Annotated in this window: 17 protein-coding genes and 1 tRNA gene; 14 read left to right on the top strand and 4 right to left on the bottom strand. The window is 45.4% G+C overall.

The features are described 5' to 3' along the window. Nucleotides 1-188 precede the first annotated feature (188 nt). Together QXE01_07210 and QXE01_07205 are read right to left on the bottom strand one after the other, a co-directional pair. On the bottom strand, nt 189-1253 hold the full coding sequence (locus QXE01_07210; protein ID MEM4971022.1) for a hypothetical protein: 1065 nt from the start codon (nt 1251-1253) through the stop codon (nt 189-191). Nucleotides 1254-1304: 51 nt separating this feature from the next. Beyond that, complete coding sequence (locus tag QXE01_07205) at nt 1305-2345, bottom strand: hypothetical protein (GenBank protein ID MEM4971021.1); 1041 nt, start codon at nt 2343-2345, stop codon at nt 1305-1307. Between the two features lie 245 nt (nt 2346-2590). Here QXE01_07205 and QXE01_07200 point away from each other — a divergent pair, with 245 nt between their 5' ends. The 10 genes from QXE01_07200 to alaXM all read left to right on the top strand — a co-directional run bounded on the left by QXE01_07200 (nt 2591) and on the right by alaXM (nt 11536). Then, nucleotides 2591-3619: a zinc-binding dehydrogenase gene (locus QXE01_07200; GenBank protein ID MEM4971020.1), complete on the top strand. Its 1029-nt coding sequence runs from the start codon at nt 2591-2593 to the stop codon at nt 3617-3619. A gap of 347 nt (nt 3620-3966) precedes the next feature. Continuing rightward, nucleotides 3967-4067, top strand: a tRNA-Thr gene (locus tag QXE01_07195). A 169-nt stretch (nt 4068-4236) separates the two neighbouring features. After that, complete coding sequence (locus QXE01_07190; protein ID MEM4971019.1) at nt 4237-4992, top strand: tryptophan synthase subunit alpha; 756 nt, start codon at nt 4237-4239, stop codon at nt 4990-4992. Continuing rightward, nucleotides 4985-6253, top strand: coding sequence for a TrpB-like pyridoxal phosphate-dependent enzyme (locus QXE01_07185; GenBank protein MEM4971018.1), 1269 nt, complete (start codon nt 4985-4987; stop codon nt 6251-6253). Before QXE01_07190 ends, QXE01_07185 begins: the two co-directional genes overlap by 8 nt. Then, entirely contained in the window at nt 6254-7273 is a 1020-nt protein-coding gene (gene trpD, locus QXE01_07180) for an anthranilate phosphoribosyltransferase (protein ID MEM4971017.1), read from the top strand. It abuts the gene before it with no gap. Further along, nucleotides 7260-7907, top strand: coding sequence for a hypothetical protein (locus QXE01_07175; GenBank protein MEM4971016.1), 648 nt, complete (start codon nt 7260-7262; stop codon nt 7905-7907). The genes trpD and QXE01_07175 overlap by 14 nt, the downstream gene beginning before the upstream one ends. Then, complete coding sequence (locus QXE01_07170) at nt 7882-9207, top strand: anthranilate synthase component I family protein (protein ID MEM4971015.1); 1326 nt, start codon at nt 7882-7884, stop codon at nt 9205-9207. Before QXE01_07175 ends, QXE01_07170 begins: the two co-directional genes overlap by 26 nt. A gap of 4 nt (nt 9208-9211) precedes the next feature. Then, nucleotides 9212-9793, top strand: a complete 582-nt coding sequence (locus tag QXE01_07165; GenBank protein ID MEM4971014.1) for an aminodeoxychorismate/anthranilate synthase component II — start codon at nt 9212-9214, stop codon at nt 9791-9793. A gap of 2 nt (nt 9794-9795) precedes the next feature. Beyond that, on the top strand, nt 9796-10608 hold the full coding sequence (locus tag QXE01_07160) for an indole-3-glycerol-phosphate synthase TrpC (GenBank protein ID MEM4971013.1): 813 nt from the start codon (nt 9796-9798) through the stop codon (nt 10606-10608). Nucleotides 10609-10819: 211 nt separating this feature from the next. Then, on the top strand, nt 10820-11536 hold the full coding sequence (gene alaXM, locus QXE01_07155) for an alanyl-tRNA editing protein AlaXM (protein MEM4971012.1): 717 nt from the start codon (nt 10820-10822) through the stop codon (nt 11534-11536). Nucleotides 11537-11588: 52 nt separating this feature from the next. Here alaXM and QXE01_07150 read toward each other — a convergent pair whose 3' ends face one another. After that, a complete protein-coding gene (locus QXE01_07150; GenBank protein ID MEM4971011.1) occupies nt 11589-12578 on the bottom strand; it encodes a HesA/MoeB/ThiF family protein in 990 nt (329 codons plus the stop codon). Nucleotides 12579-12639: 61 nt separating this feature from the next. On the opposite strand from QXE01_07150, the gene QXE01_07145 reads away from it, so the two are divergent. Next, nucleotides 12640-13239: a hypothetical protein gene (locus QXE01_07145; protein MEM4971010.1), complete on the top strand. Its 600-nt coding sequence runs from the start codon at nt 12640-12642 to the stop codon at nt 13237-13239. A gap of 62 nt (nt 13240-13301) precedes the next feature. On the opposite strand, the gene QXE01_07140 is transcribed toward QXE01_07145, so the two are convergent. After that, a complete protein-coding gene (locus QXE01_07140) occupies nt 13302-14453 on the bottom strand; it encodes an ATP-binding protein (protein ID MEM4971009.1) in 1152 nt (383 codons plus the stop codon). A gap of 549 nt (nt 14454-15002) precedes the next feature. Here QXE01_07140 and QXE01_07135 point away from each other — a divergent pair. The 3 genes from QXE01_07135 to QXE01_07125 all read left to right on the top strand — a co-directional run. Beyond that, complete coding sequence (locus QXE01_07135; GenBank protein MEM4971008.1) at nt 15003-15671, top strand: hypothetical protein; 669 nt, start codon at nt 15003-15005, stop codon at nt 15669-15671. 80 nt (nt 15672-15751) lie between these two features. Continuing rightward, nucleotides 15752-16600 carry a phosphatase PAP2 family protein gene (locus QXE01_07130; GenBank protein ID MEM4971007.1) on the top strand — a complete coding sequence of 283 codons (849 nt, stop codon included), beginning with the start codon at nt 15752-15754 and terminating at the stop codon, nt 16598-16600. 124 nt (nt 16601-16724) lie between these two features. Then, nucleotides 16725-17387, top strand: a 663-nt coding sequence (locus QXE01_07125; GenBank protein MEM4971006.1) for an electron transfer flavoprotein subunit beta/FixA family protein, incomplete at its 3' end; no start/stop codon positions are given.

The following is a 17387-nucleotide window of genomic DNA, read 5'->3' as shown; positions in this document are numbered from 1 at the left end:
TAGGATCTATACCCCCGGCATCCTCATAGGCTCTAACAGCTGCTTGGAAAACCATCTCTCTGAAGGATAGATGCTCGCTGGATCTTGTGAAGCCCTCATAACCCATACCAATGATCGCTACTCTCGGCAAGCCGGATAACCAATTATATTGTGGTGGGAGCATATATTTCCTTTTCAAAAACATTCGATCATTGTGGAGTGTATTCCACAGAAAATCTGAGGATCGCTATAGCTCCCCCCAACATCTTGATCTTATTGCCTGCTGGGCTCTCCTGAGGGGCTATGATTACCTCATACCCCTTTTCAAATGACATGGATAGGATTTCATTGACAACCTCTCTAACATCTCTATCACCCTTGAGAAGATCCTCGAGGATCGCAACCTTCTTGATAGCCCCTAGCTTAGATACCTCGTAGACCTTATCCAAGCCTGTAGCTACGTATGAGGGGTTTCTGCTGAGCGTCTCTAGATATTCCCTCAAAAGATCCTCTGCCTCTATTGCCGCCTGCTCACTAAGGATCTTCCTAATAGTATCTCTCCTAAGAACCTCCTCAACACCAGCTCTACCTCCTAGAGAGACGCTATCCACTATAACCCTCGCCCTGGGCTCTCTAGCCCTTATCTCCTCAGCTATAGCTGATGCTATATGGGCTGGCGAGGCGATAACAGCTATAGATGCTTTTGCACCCCTCATAGCCTCTAATATTCTCTCGACAAGCCTCTGCAGATCTTTCTCGTATCTCTCATAAGATCTTGGATCTCTCTTGCTTGGAGTCGATATATATCCCTCATCGATATATCTAACACCCTGGCCCTGTAGAATGGCTATCGCATACTCCTCCTGATCTAGCGCTGCTATCAACGCACGAGATCTGCTAGAGAGGCTGATGATCTTCTTTAGAATCCTCTCATCGATCCTACCCTCTCTCTTAACAACCTCAACACTCATACCAACATCTATCGAGAGTGTGTGGTGAGAGCCTCTAAGCCCATATTCCTCCGGCCCCTCAACTATCACGCCCTTAACCCTCAGCCTACCTGAAAAGGGTTGGAACTCTGTTCCGAGAACCCTGATAGCTAGTGTCATCGGTATCCTCTTCTTCGCAGCCCCCTCTATGCTAACATCTCTGGTTGTTTTTGATGCCACTATATCCCCATCCTCTATTAGCATTGAGAGGAGCCATAGATCATCCTCGCTCTCAATCCTAACCTTTATATATCCCTTATCCGTGTCGAGAGCCTCGATCCTCATCTAGGGTTATCACTAAATAGATATTTACTTAGAGGTAATTCTAGCTTGTGGTTATATTGAACCATGCAGCGTTAGAATCTTCTCCCTCTCCTCAACCCTTCCAAGCCATCTCCATATAATCCTCACGATCAATGGATGCCCTTTTAAATCACTATTTCCGAAATATATCCCTTTAGCTGTTATGGGTAGGGCTATTCTACCGCTTTTACTAGGCTTAACAACAGATCTTCCTATTATATTCCCCTTCCATATAGCTATTGCTTTTAGCTCATTAACATCTATATCGCCTAGATTCTCGAACTCCAAGATAATTGCTCTATCGCTGTCAGATAGCGATAAGCTCTTTATCACATAGTCTGGGCTCTTGATCCTGCTGGATGTTATAAAGATCCAAGGTATCTTTGTATAGCACTCAGCAGGGCTACAGGCTATCCTCAGCTCTATCTCCTCATAACCATCTACCATGGTATTCGGTAGCTTTATATATAGCTCTGTAGGTGTATGGATAGAGATCCTCTTTGTTATGTTGCTAAGACCGAGATTAAGATCTATCTCAGCCTGGGACTTCCCCCTAGGCGATGCTATACCCCTTATAACCATGTCACCGCCTTTAAAGCTTTTAGCCCTTATATATGCTCTCTCGCCATTGCCAAGTATGTAGGGCCCAGCATATATTGAGTTGCTGCTAAACCCATCGCCCCCCTCACCCCCATGGATCGTTACTAGAGAGATGCCATCTATATAGATCTCATGATCCTTTGACTCTACCTCTATCTCAGCTCTACCAGATATCCTCTCCCTTATAGGCATTAGATCGTATGTAAATATCGAGTGATACTCACCCCTATATAAGAGCTCGCTGAATGGTTTAGCGATTCTAGATATATTGAAGCCGTTAACAGAGATCCTCAGCCTAGAGTTATATATACTTCTCATAGACCTTGTAGAGATCAGTAGAATCGCCTTCGATATAACGCCTATGCCCTCCTCAACCTCAAATACAACCGAGAAGGGCTTTGCAGGTGTGATCCTCTCCTCCGTATCGTGTGTGGCAATGCATCCAAACCCCTCTCCGAGATCTATTGATGCCATCAGAATACCCTTCAAATATAGTTATTGCTATACAATATATCTTTTTAGGGTCATGCCTATCCACCTAGTTAAGAGATCCTTATGTTGAAAATAATTGCTATAGAGAAGATCTATATCTTAGAGATATGTCTAAAAACCTACTCCCAAGAATAGATAGGATCGGTCTTATCTCTCTTAGAGAAGATCTGTTTTTAATAGAATTTTCTCTTTATATCCTCCTTAGCCTATAATATCGTGTGGATCTTATGAAGGCAATTATTATGACAGGCTATGGAGGCTATGATGTTCTAGTAGAAAGGGAGGTAGAGATCCCCAGGGTTTCTCATGGTGAGGTTCTTATAAGGGTTAGAGGATGCGGTGTCTGCTATAGGGATACAATAGTTAGGAGGGGGCAGATGAGGGCTAGGATACCTGTGATACCAGGTCACGAGGTCTCGGGCGAGGTTGTTGAGGTGGGTGACGGGGTTACCGGCTTTGAAAGGGGCGATCTTGTAGCTTCTCTCATATATACATATGATCCCAAGGATCCTAGCTGCTCTGGTGGGAGGGAGAACATCTGTAGATCTAGATCCTCTATTGGCGAGGATAGGGATGGATGCTACGCTGAATATATATCGCTCCCCCACTGGATCTTAGCTAAGATCGGCTCTCCCGGAGAGGCTTCCCCAGAGAGCTATAGTATAGCCGCGTGCGTAATCGGCACAGCTATAAGGGCTCTCAAAACAATCGGGGGTGTTTCGATGGGAGATAGGATCCTGATCACAGGTGCGGGGGGAGGGGTTGGGATCCACGCTATCCAGGTTGCAAGGGCTCTAGGGGCTTATGTTATCGCAGCAACTAGGAGCGATGAGAAGGCCAGGATCATTGAGAGGGCCGGGGCTAACAAGGTCATAGTATATAGGGAGGGGTTTGCAGAAGAGGTTAGAAGGCTAACAGATGGCGGGGGTGTTGACTATGTATTGGAAGCAGTTGGGGGGCCAACGTTGGAGCAATCTCTAAGATCTGTTAAAAGGGGTGGGAGGATCCTTCTAATAGGCAATGTCGATCCAATGCCTCAGAGGATAACACTAGGGCTTGTGATCCTCAGAGAGATAGATATACATGGGGTTTTAAATGCATCATCAAGAGAGCTGAGAGAGGCGATCGAGATGATTAGAAGGGGGGATGTAAAACCTATAATAAACACCATACCCCTTAACGAGGTAGAGGTAAGAAATGCCCATAGAAGCCTAGAAACAGGCGCCTCCATAGGTAGATATGTTATAAAGCCCTAAACACTCCCTCGGAGAAAAGGGTAGAGCCCACAGCATACCCAGAAGCGGATCTCGAGAACCAGGGTTATTAGCATCTCTGCTGATAGGAGGGATTTAAACCTAAAAAACCATAACAAGTTCTTCTACCCTTGACTAGATGTTAGCTCAGCTTTAGATACATTATACTGCCGCTTGATAGAGGTACCAGAATACAGCTTGGGAGGTTCTCGTTTCGTAGGGTTCAATGTCTTTCGATATTAAGTCCTCGAGCAATATATCAACATATAGATCCTCATCCTCTAAAAGGGGGATAATAATATATGAGGAGAAAACCTAATTTAGGGATAAATATTATAGATTGTGGAGGAGCCGCCGTAGCTCAGCTGGTAGAGCGCCGGCCTCGTACGGCTCCATAGCCGGGGTCGAAGAAAGCCGGTGGTCGCGGGTTCAAATCCCGCCGGCGGCTCCATATATTTTCACCGTATCAATATGTCCTCTAGCACATTATAGAGAGTGGTTCTTATCTCAATAATAAAGATCCTGATAATAGATATTGCTACCAGCATAGTAGAGACTTTCAGCTGTAAAGCTTATAAGCTCCTCTGGAAAGGGTTTTTTGAGGGTTTTGAGATGCGCCAATGGATCTGAATGGTAAGAGGTTTGGAATATATATACCACTGGGGTATCCCGATCCCTCCGGGTTTCAGGTGTTTGTTGGTGCTGCAGCCAAATATGCAGATCTTATTGAAATAGGTATACCAACGGAGAGACCTATATATGATGGCCCCACTATAAGGAGGGCACATAGGGAGATTATAGGGAAGGGCTTCCACAGAATACCTATTAACGAGTATAGGGTTCTCAGTGATGTTAAATGTGATAGGGTGGCTCTAGCCTATTACTCAGATGTTAGAGGTAATCTAGATGGGTTTTTAAGCGATATATCGGATCTAGGGTTTAAATGCCTCCTAGCTCCAGATCTTTTGATAGAATATCTAGAGGATCTAGAGGTATATATTAAGGTATCAGCTGATCATGGTTTAAAACCCTGCTTCTTTATATCAACAAAATTCCCCTACGCCCTTGTAAGGGCTCTTCTCAGGTATGAGCCATATATGATATATCTAGGTCTCCAAGCATCTACAGGGACGAATCTCCCGATCCAGGTGCTGAGGAACATAGCCATAGCTAGGAGCCTGCTTGAGGGGAGGGCTCCTCTAGCAGTTGGCTTCGGCATAAATAGCGTTGAGAGGGTGGTAGCGATCCTTGCTGGAGGTGCTGATATAGCTGTTATAGGTACTGAGGTGCTGAAGAGGATATCAAGGGGGGTTGATGAGGCCCTCAGCTTTGTCATAGATGTGCACAGGGTTCTCAGGGGTGGTGTTGATGGGTAGCCCAGATATCCCTAGGTTTTGGTATAACATAGCCCCAGATCTTCCGAGGCCTGTCCCACCCCCTATAGATCCTGTTGACTCGGATCACTCTCTTATAGATAGGCTGAAGGAGATCCTTCCCCACTCCCTCATAGATCAGGAGTTCTCGTTCGAGAGATATATAGAGATACCCGATGAGGTTAGAGATATATATGCTAAGGTGGGGAGACCAACACCTCTTAAAAGGGCTGAGAATCTCGAGAGGATCCTTGGGACACCTGCCAAGATCTACTATAAGTTCGAGGGAGCTCTCCCCAGCGGTAGCCATAAGCTGAATACAGCGGTGGCCCAGGTCTACTATGTATATAGGGAGGGCTATAGAGAGGTTGCTACAGAGACGGGTGCTGGTCAGTGGGGCCTAGCAGTGTCGATCGCCTCTAGGCTAATGGGTGTTAAGGCCCATATATTCATGACGAGATCTAGCTATGTTTCTAAGAAGAAGAGGCTTAGCTTAATGGTTGAGAATGGTGCTGAGGTATATCCAAGCCCATCTACTATTACAAGGGCTGGAAGATCTGTTCTTGAGATGGATAGAGATCATCCTGGGAGCCTTGGAGTAGCTATTAGCGAGGCTGTTGAGTATGTGCTAGACGATCCAAGATCTAGGAGGTATATACCTGGGAGTGTTATGGAATATGTTTTGATCCACCAGACTGTTATCGGATTGGAGGCTATGGATCAGATGAGGAGCATTGGGGAGGAGCCAGATGTGCTTGTTGCATGTGTAGGAGGAGGATCCAATCTAGCCGGGCTTGTATATCCATTCTATGGCGAGGCATCTAGAAGAGGTGAGAAACCCCCCAGAATAGTAGCTGCGGAGAGCAGCCTTGTCCCCAAGATGACGAAGGGCGTCTATAGATATGAGCATCCAGATAGCATGGGTATACTCCCCATGATAAAGATGTATACACTTGGGAAGGACTTCAAACCCCCATCGATAAGGGCTGCTGGACTTAGATACCATGGCGTTGCCTCAAGCATATCTATATTGCTGAGGGAGGGGGTGATAGAGCCCAGAGCATATTCCCCTGAGGAGGCGAGGGAGGCTGGGATCCTCTTCTACAGGGCTGAAGGTATATTGCCAGCTCCGGAGAGTACTCACGCAATAGCAGCTGTGATCCAAGAGGCTGTAGAGGCTAGGAGAAGGAATAGGAGGATCACTATATTGATGAATCTCAGCGGCCACGGCCTCTACGATGAAGACTTCTATGGGGTGATATAGATGGCCAGCCTGATCTCTAAGCTTGCTGAGAGAAAGAGCCTCACAGAGGAGGAGGCCTATAGTGCTTGTATTGGGATGCTAAGCGGATCTATGGATCCTGTTGAGGCTTCAGCAATACTGATGGGTCTAAGGGTTAAGGGCGAGGATCCCGAGGAGATCAGGGGGTTTCTAAAGGCTCTAAGGGAGAACGCGGTTAAGGTGAGATCCAGGGGTGCATTGGATATAGTGGGTACGGGGGGAGATGGGCTTAACACCATCAACGCCTCTACATTGGCATCCATCGTAGTATCATCTATAGGGATCCCAGTTGCTAAACACGGTAACAGGGGTTTCTCAAGCATATTCGGCTCAGCGGATCTCATGGAGGCGCTTGGATATCCAATAGAGCATGGTGCCGAGATAGCTGAGGAGATGTTGGAGAGGGAGGGGTTTGCATATCTCTACGCCCCCATATATCATAGAGCCCTCAGGCTGATAGCTCCTGTGAGGAAGAGGCTTGGGATAAGAACTATCTTCAACCTAACAGCCCCTCTAGCAAACCCAGCCAATCCATCGATCCAGGTTGTGGGGGCTCCGAGCATCGAGATAGCTAGGAAGCTTGAGGGGGCCATTAGGGAGCTGGGTCTCGGGGGATATGCTGTTGTAACGGGCTACCCGGGTATGGATGAGGTATCCCCAAGCGGTGCTAGCTATATAATGCTTAGGAAAGGGGGGTATGAGGAGCTATCTATATCACCTAGGGATCTCGGTTTGAGGGAGATCCCTGTTGAGGAGATATCTGGCAGAACGAGGGAGGAGATCTATGGTAAGGGGGTTAGGGGACTCAGAGGCGAGGATAGATCCTCAGCTATATTTATAGCATTAAACGCCGGACTCGCCCTCTACGTGGCTGGAGAATCAGGATCTATTGCTGAGGGCTTCGAAAGATCTTTGAGGGAGATATATGATGGGAGGGCTTGGAAGAAGCTAGAATCTATAATAAATACTGCTAGGAGGCTGGCTGGGGTTGGCAAGGGTTAAGATCTGTGGTGTAACTAGTATAGAGGATGCGATCATCTCTGAGGAAGCCGGTGCTATGTATGTTGGAATGGTGATCTCAGATGGTTTTCTAAGATCTGTGAGTATGGATCTTGTGAGGGATGTTGCATCAACACTATCTAGATCAAGGCTTGTTTTAGTCGCCGCAGACAGGGTTGCTATGAAAAGGGCTATTGGATCTGGTTTGGATGCTATTATCCAACTCCATCTAGAAGATCTATCTACCCACGATCTCGAAGAGACATCTATGGCAGGTTATAGAGTGATCCCTGTTATCATATCTAGGGGTTCTCCAAATATAGATATAGATCAGAGGGTATCGTTTATAAAGGGATTCTCGAGCTATGTGGAGTATGTGTTAATAGATATAGCTAAGGATAGAGTCGATCGCCGGGCTATAGATGGTTCTAAGGATCTGCCTGTTGAGCTATATAGATATGGATGCTCAAGATATAGGCCGTGTGGTGTTGCGGGAGGGATAAACCCTGATAATGCTATAAACCTTAAACATGTTGCACCAGATGTTATAGATGTTAGCAGTGGTGTTGAGTCATCCCCTGGTAAGAAGGATCCTGTGAAGGTTAAGAGGCTTGTGGAGGTGGCTAGAGATCTATAGAGTGGCTCTAGATCCTATAGATATATATAGATATGTAGAGCCATTCCTAGGGGGAGAGACCTATGGCTTTATCTACTACTCAGGGATCTATGATAATGGCTGTGGAAAGGTAGTAGCAGCCTTCGAACCCCTGATCGAGTATACCCTCTACAGCGGTGGGAAGGCCTTGGTCGAGGGTAGAGGCTCTAAAGATATATCTATTGCTGGAGATCCCTTCACAGATCTTAGAAATCTTCTAGAGCATACATATAGACTTGGAAAGGGTATTCCGGTGCTTGGCTTCATCTCATATGAATCACTCATATATTCTGAGGAGAGCCTATTAAATGCGATCCCACTGGGGATATATCCCCTTGCAAGCTTCATAGTTCCTAGGACATATGCTACTATAGATCTATGTAGTGGTCAGGCGGATCTCAGATCTCTCTTTGGAAAGGGCATAAAGATCTATGGTGGGAAAAGGGTTGAGAGCTCTGTAGATCCTGGTGTAGAGCTTATCGAGGTATCCCATGATAGGAGGAGCTTCGAGGATCTAGTTGCTAGGGCTAAGGAGAGGATCTATGATGGTGAGGTTTTCCAGATAGTGTTATCTAGATATAAGGTATATAGCTATAGAGGATCCCCTCTAGATCTATTTACAAGGATCCTGAAGGAGATCGGGGGCAACCCATATGCCTATATATATAGAACAGGGGATCTCATGATCGTTGGGGCTAGTCCAGAGCCCCTTATAATAGCTAGGGGGAGGGTTGTAGAGACATTCCCCGTAGCCGGTACTAGGAGGAGGATTCCTGGTAGGGAGGGCGAGATCTATAGGAGGTTGGTCTCGAATGAGAAGGAGAGGGCTGAGCATATGATGCTTGTGGACCTCGCTAGGAATGATCTGGGGAGGATCGCTATTCCGGGGAGTGTTAGGGTTGTGAAGCTTATGTTCCCGCAGATCCTACCTAACGTGGTTCACCTCGTTAGCAGGGTTAGAGGGGTTCTTAAAAGCTTCAGCGACTCCTTCGAAGCCCTCAGATCCCTCTTCCCAGCTGGAACAGTTACTGGGGCTCCTAAGCATAGGGCTATGAAGCTTATAGCAGAGTTTGAGGGGCGTGCTAGAGAGGCCTATGCGGGTGTCATAGGGTTTGCTGTGGATCGCTATGTTAATTTCGCAATAACAATTAGATCAGCCTTTATAGCTGGGGATAGGCTTAGGATACAGGCTGGTGCTGGGATAGTAAGCGATTCCAAGCCCGGGGATGAGTATATTGAGACTGAGAATAAGATGGCTATTATAGAGAGGGTGCTGAGGTGATCATATGATCTTGATTATAGATAACTACGATAGCTTCGTATACAACATCTACCAGATCCTTAAAAGTATATATCAGAAAGATGTGGTAGTTATTAGAAACGATAGAGCATCTCCCGAGCATGTATCAAAGCTAGATCCAGATGCTATTATAATATCTCCGGGGCCCGGGAATCCGGAGAAGATCGAGGATATAGGCTATAGCAGGGCTGTGGTTGAGGAGTTCAAGGGGGAGAAACCAATACTAGGTATATGCCTTGGCCACCAGGTGATAGGGCTTGCCATGGGTGCTAAGGTTAGGAAGGCGAGATCTATATTCCATGGTAAGATAAGCCTGGTGAGACATTTTGGAGGGCCTCTATATAGGGAGATCCCCGAGGTCTTCAAGGCTATGAGGTACCATAGCTATGTAATATATGATCCTCCTGAGAGCCTTGTGGTGGATGCTATTAGCCTAGATGATGGAGAGATTATGGGCTTCCACCATAGATCATATCCCTTGATAGGCGTTCAATATCACCCCGAGAGCGTTGGGACAGAGCTTGGGAGGAAGATCCTGAGGGCATTTATAGAGCTTGCGAGGAGATAGCCTTGGAGGGATTTCTAGATATTATAAGGGATATTTGGAGGAGCAAGGCAATCCTGGCGATAGATAGTGAGGATCAGTGTAGAGGGGCTATACCATATCTAGGAGCCTTTGAAGGCTTCGAATCATCGATAACTAGATGGAGGAGGGATAGGGGTGTAGCTATAATAGCTGAGTATAAAAGGGCATCACCACTAGAGATCATAAATATGTGGCAGGATCTTAGAGATTATTTCTACCAGCTAGAAGATCTAGTAGCTGGTTTCTCAATCATAGTTGAGAGGGAGTGGTTCATGGGATCCCCTAGATATATATACATACTCAGGGGGCTGGGATATAGAGGCCCTATACTCGCAAAAGGCTTTATATTCTATGAGAAACAAATAGATCTATATAGATCCTGCGGAGCAACATCAATACTCCTAATAGCAGAAGCCCTGGAGCTTGAGGAGCTATCTACCCTATATCAATACTCGGTGGAGAAAGGCTTAGAACCAGTTATCGAGATCAACAGCTTCGGAGAGCTCGAAAAGATCATGAAGAAGATCTCAATAAAAATCCTAGGCATTAACTCTAGAAACCTCAGAACCCTAGAGATTAGCCGAGAACATATGCTAGATATAGTGAGAAGGGCTAGAAGAGAATACCCAGATCTCATAATAATAGCTGAGAGTGGTATGAAAAGCACCAAAGACATAGTGGAGGCTATAGAAGCTGGGGCCGACGCATGTCTAATAGGCACGAGCCTAATGAAAAACCCCAATAGAAGCTCGGTACTCAAGGAGCTATATACCGTGCTGAGTTCCTCATACCCTTGAGTATGAAGATCCCTACTAGGATTAGAAGAAGATCAAATACTTCTAACCTATCTAATGTGAAGATGCTTCTAAGGGCTTTATGTTGTTGAGCCTAACGCCTTATAATTCTATCCTGGAATGTTGCCGCGTCATTGATGGGGGTGTGTGAGGAGATAATCCTTATAATAAATTATATAAGATAGTTGGTAAGGAACTCTAAGGGGGTGTTCGGATGCCTACTCATCATATATATAGGGATGATTCATATGTTAGGGAGTTCAGGGCGAGAATTATTTCTATAACTAGCAATGGCGTTCTTCTAGATCAAACAGCTTTTCATCCTGAGAGCGGCGGTGTTGCAACTGATACAGGGTATCTGGAGGTTGGTGGAAGGAGGTATAGGGTTTTAAAGGCGATCCATGATAGGGAGAATGATGATGTATATCACGTGCTGGATAGCTATGAGGGTCTCTCGCCTGGTCTAGAGCTTTTCGGGGTTATTGATTGGGATAGGAGGTATAGGCTTATGAGGCTTCATACTGCTGCGCATATAATATCTGCTATAATGTATAGGGACTATGGAGCCCTCATAACTGGGGGTCAGGTTGAGCCTGAATATGCTAGGGATGACTTCTCTATAGAGAGATTCGATAGACAGATCTTTGAGGATGTGATTAGAAAGGCTAATGAGGTTGTGAGATCTGCTATCGATCTTAAGATATACTATATGCCACGTGATGAGGCCCTCAAGATACCGGGGATAACCAAGCTTGCTGAGAAGATGCCTCCAAGCTATAGAGTCCTAAGGATCGTCGAGATACCGGGGATAGATATCCAGGCAGATGGAGGCCCCCATGTAAGGAATACGAGAGAGGTTGGAGAGATAAGGCTTCTCAAAGTAGAGAATAGGGGGAAGAATAAGAAGAGGATCTACTATACAGTAGACTAAGCACTATAAAGCATGATCAAATCTGAAAACCCTCCTATAGAATGGTGGGATATCAGCCCCTAGCTTCCCTCAGAATCTCCTCTATATCTCTAGCCCCCCTAGTCAGTAGCAATATGTGCTTCTCAAAAGCTATGATCTCTATAGATCCCTTTCTATATATTGTAACCCCATTTCTTCTCTCAACACTCCAACCACTTAGATCTAGGGATCTCAGTAGTGAGGGGGACGAGATATATACACCTGGGCTTCCACATACCTCAGCTATCTCCCTACCCTCTCTCCTCTTACCCAGCATCTCGAACCTCTTTAGGGAGCATACAGGGCAGCTCGGATCCCTTTTAACCTTTAGCTTAGCTATCTCTAGTGCTGAGGCATCTATATAATATAGATAGTTCTCTATAGGCCTCCCAAGCAGCATCTTAATCGCTAGCGAGGCTGCGATGGTAGATACCATTGTGACAGCCACTATATGTGTTCCAATAACATCGCACCCCCTATTAGCATCTACATAGTCCCTCACTATACATCTTAGACAAAGGGTTTTACCAGGTATTACTGGGAGAACCATGCCATATGTACCCTCGACACCTACATAGATATATGGCTTTCCATACATCACAGATGCCTCGTTAAGCAGGTGCTTTGTCTCGAGATTATCTAGAGCATCGATAACAAGATCCACATCTCTTATAATATCCACAACGTTATCGCTATCTACATTAATGGTTAAAGGCTCTACAGCTATGTAGGGCGATATTCTAGATAGCTTCTCAGCAACCGCAGATGCCTTTGGCTTCCTCTCAATATAATCGCTATACTCGAATAGATGGCATCTAGGGATATTAGATAGATCTACGACATCCCTATCAACAATCCTTAGAAAGCCTATACCAGCCCTTGCAAGCATCTCGGCAATAGCAGATCCAGTTGCCCCTGCACCTATAATAGCCACCCTAGATCTCCTGAGGATCGATTGACCCTTAACCCCTATCCCCTCAACCAGTATTTGCCTTGAATACATCTCTATATATAGATCCTCCAACACAGGCTCCAAAGAATAGAGTAGATAGAGGCGATAAATATAGAATTATGTGGGGCCTTATTTGCCTCTCCATAGCGAGGAGTTCTGGCAGGGATGCCGTGTTATAGAATCTATTATATGTATTGGGCTGGGGGATAGTAGGTATAGCTATTGCTCACCCCTAGGGCTTAGAAGAGAGAATGAGAGCCTTGTTCTTAGGGTCTACGAGGATGGGTTGATGGTGAAGTTGCTAGATGTTGTGAGAAGCTCTAGGCTATATATATGTAGAGATCCTTATATAATATACAGAGCTCTCTCCGAGCATTTCATGGGCAGCGATGACAAGGATCTAATGGATGGCTGTGGCGTTATAGCAGATATACATATAAATATATTTAGAGATGGTGATGGGTATAGGGATTATCTTGTTGATGTGATCTCATACCTAAAGATCGAACCCCAAGATCCAAGGCTAATAGCCAGGATATGTAGATCTGAGAACCTATTTGTAGAAGCTATGATAATGAGTACGAGAGAAGACCTAGTAGTTAGAGGCCCTTCCAAGATGGTTGAGGACTTCTGCATCCAGTATAGATATGCTATGGGCAATGCTAAGAGGTTATCTAGGAGGAACGAGGTGTTAGAAGCTCTATCCAGGCTAGCTATGAGGATATGCTCCTAGAGAATTTACGAATCCAGTCTTCTTACTCTACAGAATAAGAGGCTTTTAATCACAACTGTGTTTTAACCCGCCCTCAGCGCTTCTTCAATGATATCTCTAGCATTTATTTCTACACTCCTCTTTCTATGCATCGCCGTTAGAGCATAGTAATATGCGGGGATTTGATATGCATACCACTCGCCGAACCAAGGTTCCCTCGGAGTAGATGATATAGCGTTAGAGCCTGCCACATAGATGGCTATATTATTCCCAAGCATAGCCTCTTCAACCTCTCTATAGCTCCTCAGATGATCAATATTGTCTATAATCTCACCGAGTATCCTCCAGAACCTCTCCTCACCGAGATAGATCCTCATAGGATCTAGTGTTTTGATTACAGCACCCCTAATACTCTCATCAACCCATTTGATAATCCCCACCCTTCTAATTCTATCCAGCGCCCTTGGATTGCCACCAGCTAGTCTCCATAGGAGCTCGCTAGAATCTCTCTCACCAATCCCAAGCTCCCTCGATATGATATTTGATAGTGCTAGCTGTTGTGAGAGATCCTCGGCAGCTTCCCTCGGAAGATTCCACATATATATCCACCAAATCTTATCACCAACCTTATATCTTATGCTAGCTACTAGAGCATCGCTTGTTAATGCAACCACAGCTATGGATCCGCCTTTTTCCCTATACATCGCATTATCCCTTCTAAGGTCATTAGCATAGCTCTCAAGCCAGCCCCTAAAGTCAGCGAGTCTCTCATCACTGTCAGCCCTGATCTCATCGATCACTATTAAAAGCCTTCTAGCCCTTCTAAGCCTCCTAGCTATATGGCTGCTCACGAACATTAGAACCCCTGTGAAGTCTACAGAACCGCTGATAGATCCGGTTGTAGTATCTAGAGATCCTCCAAAGAATCTAACAGCATCAACAAAGATCCTCCTAAGATCCTCTGGAACATATATCCTCTCAACAGACCTAGCCTCCTCCCTATTTTTAACCAAAACCACCTCAAAATCCTTAGTACCTCTAACAGCCTCTCTCAGGGCATCGAATAGTGTTGTCTTTCCACATCCCTTCGGACCATAGATCACAGTGATCATCCCACCCTCTATAACGGGGAACTCACGCCCAACCCTATCAACAGCTATACCGCTCAGCACAGCTCTAATCTCCTTCTCCCTATCAACGAATCGTAATCCACTCTCGGTTCTATAGCTGTGGATCTTTTCAACAATAGATCCGATAATAGACTGCGTTAAAAACCCCCATTCCCCTATAGATGCCAGCCCTATGAAATATATCTTGAGAAACTATATAGCTAACAGCGAATCATATTCATTTAACCCAAGATAGTGGGGATCAGATCTATAGGGGTTCTGGTTTCATTGGGCTTGGTATCAATAGATATCAAGCCCTCTGCCTCATTACCCCCTGTCTAGCCTTTCCACCGCCCTTTGGAGCCACTCTCCCTCGGGCGAGTGGGAGGCTTCATAGGAGCCCTTCCTCCCCCTCGCAACTGCTCATCGAGTTCCCAGTAGGCTTCTCGATATATTTGTTACAGAAGTGCTTGTAAGCGTTGGGTTGAAGGGCTAAAACAAATGATATCAACAGCTATAAACCAACATAACAGACAAAACAATAATCAGAGGCTATTTCTAATCCCCTCTGTTCTAGAAGAGCAGCATCTCCGCTTCTGACCTCCTCTCTGCTGTAGAAGGGTAGGCTTTTAGTTGTAAGCTGGGTAGGATAATAATAATCGAGTGGAAATGATCTTGTCTAAAGCTAATCGGAATAAGAGTGTAAAAGTATCGAGTGAGATTGATGAGGCATTGGGTCTCATAGTGGTTAGGGGTGAGGAGGCGCTTAAAAAGATCTATGAGGGAGGTGGTTATAAGGGGTATAAATATATAGTGATTGTTGCACCGATTTCAAGGGCCTATCTACTCTATGAGGATATATTGAAGGAGATAAGGTCTTTTAGAGAGATGCTTGTGATCCCATCATCGTATGACGATGTTGCAACATATGTTAATATGAGGAGAGAGGGGTATAGGATATGCTCTAGGCAAGCGGTGTTAGGCGATATAATGGTTATATGCCTTGAAAGGGGTGAGAGGCCTTGGGGAAGGATCTCTATGAGCAGTGGAGGCTATAAGATTATATTCTCAGAAGATCTAGATCCCATAGATGTTGAAAACATATTCTGGGGCGCCGGGCTCAGGGATCCAGGTGTTATCTATATATCATATGGGGTAACCCAGCCTGTAGGGATTAGAGTTGGTCTCTGGATCTCTATCAGGCTTAACCCCTTCATAAACACGATCTCGAAGATCCGGTTAGGAGGAGGTTATATAGATATGGGGGTAGAGATCCTCGGTGATATTTATAGATATATCTCAGTAGAGCTAAGATCTAGATCCCAGCTAGATCAGTATTTATAAGCTAGATAGGAAATACAGCGGTGGCGTTAATAGCACTGAAAAGCGGGGGATGATCTGCTATAAAGTCGATAGTAGATCTAGTGGTGATAGCTATATCAATTACAATAGCTATAGCCGTGGCTATAGCTGTGGTTTCAACACCACCAATATCGATAGGGATTTGGTATGGGATCACAAGCCTAGGCGATGAGACAATATATGTTGGCCTCTCAATTATAATCTATTACATGGTCTCACCATGGGTTGGCTTTGCAACAGCTATAGCGGTGCTCCTTGGAGGGGTGTTGGTGATAGATTTGAAGGAGATCTTCATGCTCCCAAGGCCTCCAAACCCTGTGTTTCCAGAGGAGGGCTATGGATTCCCTAGCGGTCATGCCCAGGTTAGCTCAGCCTTCTGGGTATCCCTAGCCCTTATAATGAGGAGCGTATCTATAGTTATTCTAGCTGCTGTGATGATCACATCTATATCTCTATCAAGGCTAGCCCTCAACGCCCACTATCCAAGGGATGTCTTGGGTGGGATTGCTATAGGCTCTGCTGTGGGGGCGATCGCTTCTCTAATTCCTAGGATATCCACCTCTAAATATAAATATATATATTTAGCCTCCCCCCTAGCTTTTCTCCTAGCTATTATAAGCTATTATATATATAAAGATGCGACTCTATTGAAAATAGCAGGCATATCCCTAGGGTTATCGATACATGCCTATATATATAGAAGCCAGGATCTACAGCTGAGATGGCATATCATAGATAGGGCTATACTCACAGCTATTCTAGGCCTAATATCTATATCTATATTATACTTAACGAGGGGCGCACCACCCTATATCATATTTATAGGCTATACAGCTATAGGGGTTGCAATACCCTTGGCCGGCTATATAGCTAGTAGGATTAGGGATAGAGCTAGAGGGCCTAGCTCCTAGGCTGAGAAATTGCAATCCCTCACCTGGTTATCGGATTCTATATGGTTAAAATCTATGCTGGATATCCGCTTCAAAAGCTATTGATGCTTAATACTATTGAGTGGATATTATCTGGGGAGAGGTTTTGAACATAGCTGTTCTGGTGAAGCTGGCTGTTGATACCTCGTATATAAGGCTTGATCCAAGTAATAGGGTTTTGTTCGATGAGATCCCCCTCAGGGTTAGTGATATAGATAGAAATGCTGTTGAGGAGGCTGTTAAGATGAAGCAGCAGGGCATAGCCCAGAAGGTGAGCTCCTTCTCCCTCCTTACATGGGGTGCTAGTGGTAAGAGGGTTTCAGAGGCTCAGAATCTTTTGAGGGAGATCCTTGCTATGGGTGTTGATGAGGCATATCTACTAGCAGATCCTGGGTTTAATGTGTATAGCCAGCTATACACAGCTAAGATCCTTGCTAGGATGATTAGAAGGGCTGGCGACTATAGCCTGATCCTAGCTGGGGAGGCAAGCATCGATGGATACTCGTCACAGGTTCCATGCAGGGTTGCTGAGGAGCTTGGATATCCATGTATATCCTATGCCAGGAGGATAGAGGTTAAGGAGGGGTCTGTTGTTGTGGAGAGGGAGTTGGAGGAATACTCTGAGGTTGTTAGGGCAAAGCTCCCAGCTGTTATAACAGTTACCAGGGAGATCAATGTTCCGAGGCTCCCAACACTCCTCCAGATCAGGGCTGCTATGAGGAAGCCAATACATATGGTTGCATTAGCCGAGCTAGGGCTTGGCGAGATG

Source organism: Sulfolobales archaeon, from assembly GCA_038897115.1.
Taxonomy (GTDB): Archaea; Thermoproteota; Thermoprotei_A; order Sulfolobales; family AG1; genus AG1.
The sequence above is the reverse complement of the archived record's forward strand: the minus strand, read 5'-3'. Positions and strand labels throughout refer to the sequence as shown.

Bases quoted from the DNA above. Each gene is read 5' to 3' on its own strand.
- alaXM (MEM4971012.1), top strand. From the start codon at position 10,820: ATGCCTACTCATCATATATATAGGGATGATTCATATGTTAGGGAGTTC.
- QXE01_07210 (MEM4971022.1), bottom strand. From the start codon at position 1,253: ATGAGGATCGAGGCTCTCGACACGGATAAGGGATATATAAAGGTTAGG.
- QXE01_07185 (MEM4971018.1), top strand. From the start codon at position 4,985: ATGGGTAGCCCAGATATCCCTAGGTTTTGGTATAACATAGCCCCAGAT.
- trpD (MEM4971017.1), top strand. From the start codon at position 6,254: ATGGCCAGCCTGATCTCTAAGCTTGCTGAGAGAAAGAGCCTCACAGAG.
- QXE01_07190 (MEM4971019.1), top strand. From the start codon at position 4,237: ATGGATCTGAATGGTAAGAGGTTTGGAATATATATACCACTGGGGTAT.
- QXE01_07165 (MEM4971014.1), top strand. From the start codon at position 9,212: ATGATCTTGATTATAGATAACTACGATAGCTTCGTATACAACATCTAC.
- QXE01_07205 (MEM4971021.1), bottom strand. From the start codon at position 2,345: ATGGCATCAATAGATCTCGGAGAGGGGTTTGGATGCATTGCCACACAC.
- QXE01_07200 (MEM4971020.1), top strand. From the start codon at position 2,591: ATGAAGGCAATTATTATGACAGGCTATGGAGGCTATGATGTTCTAGTA.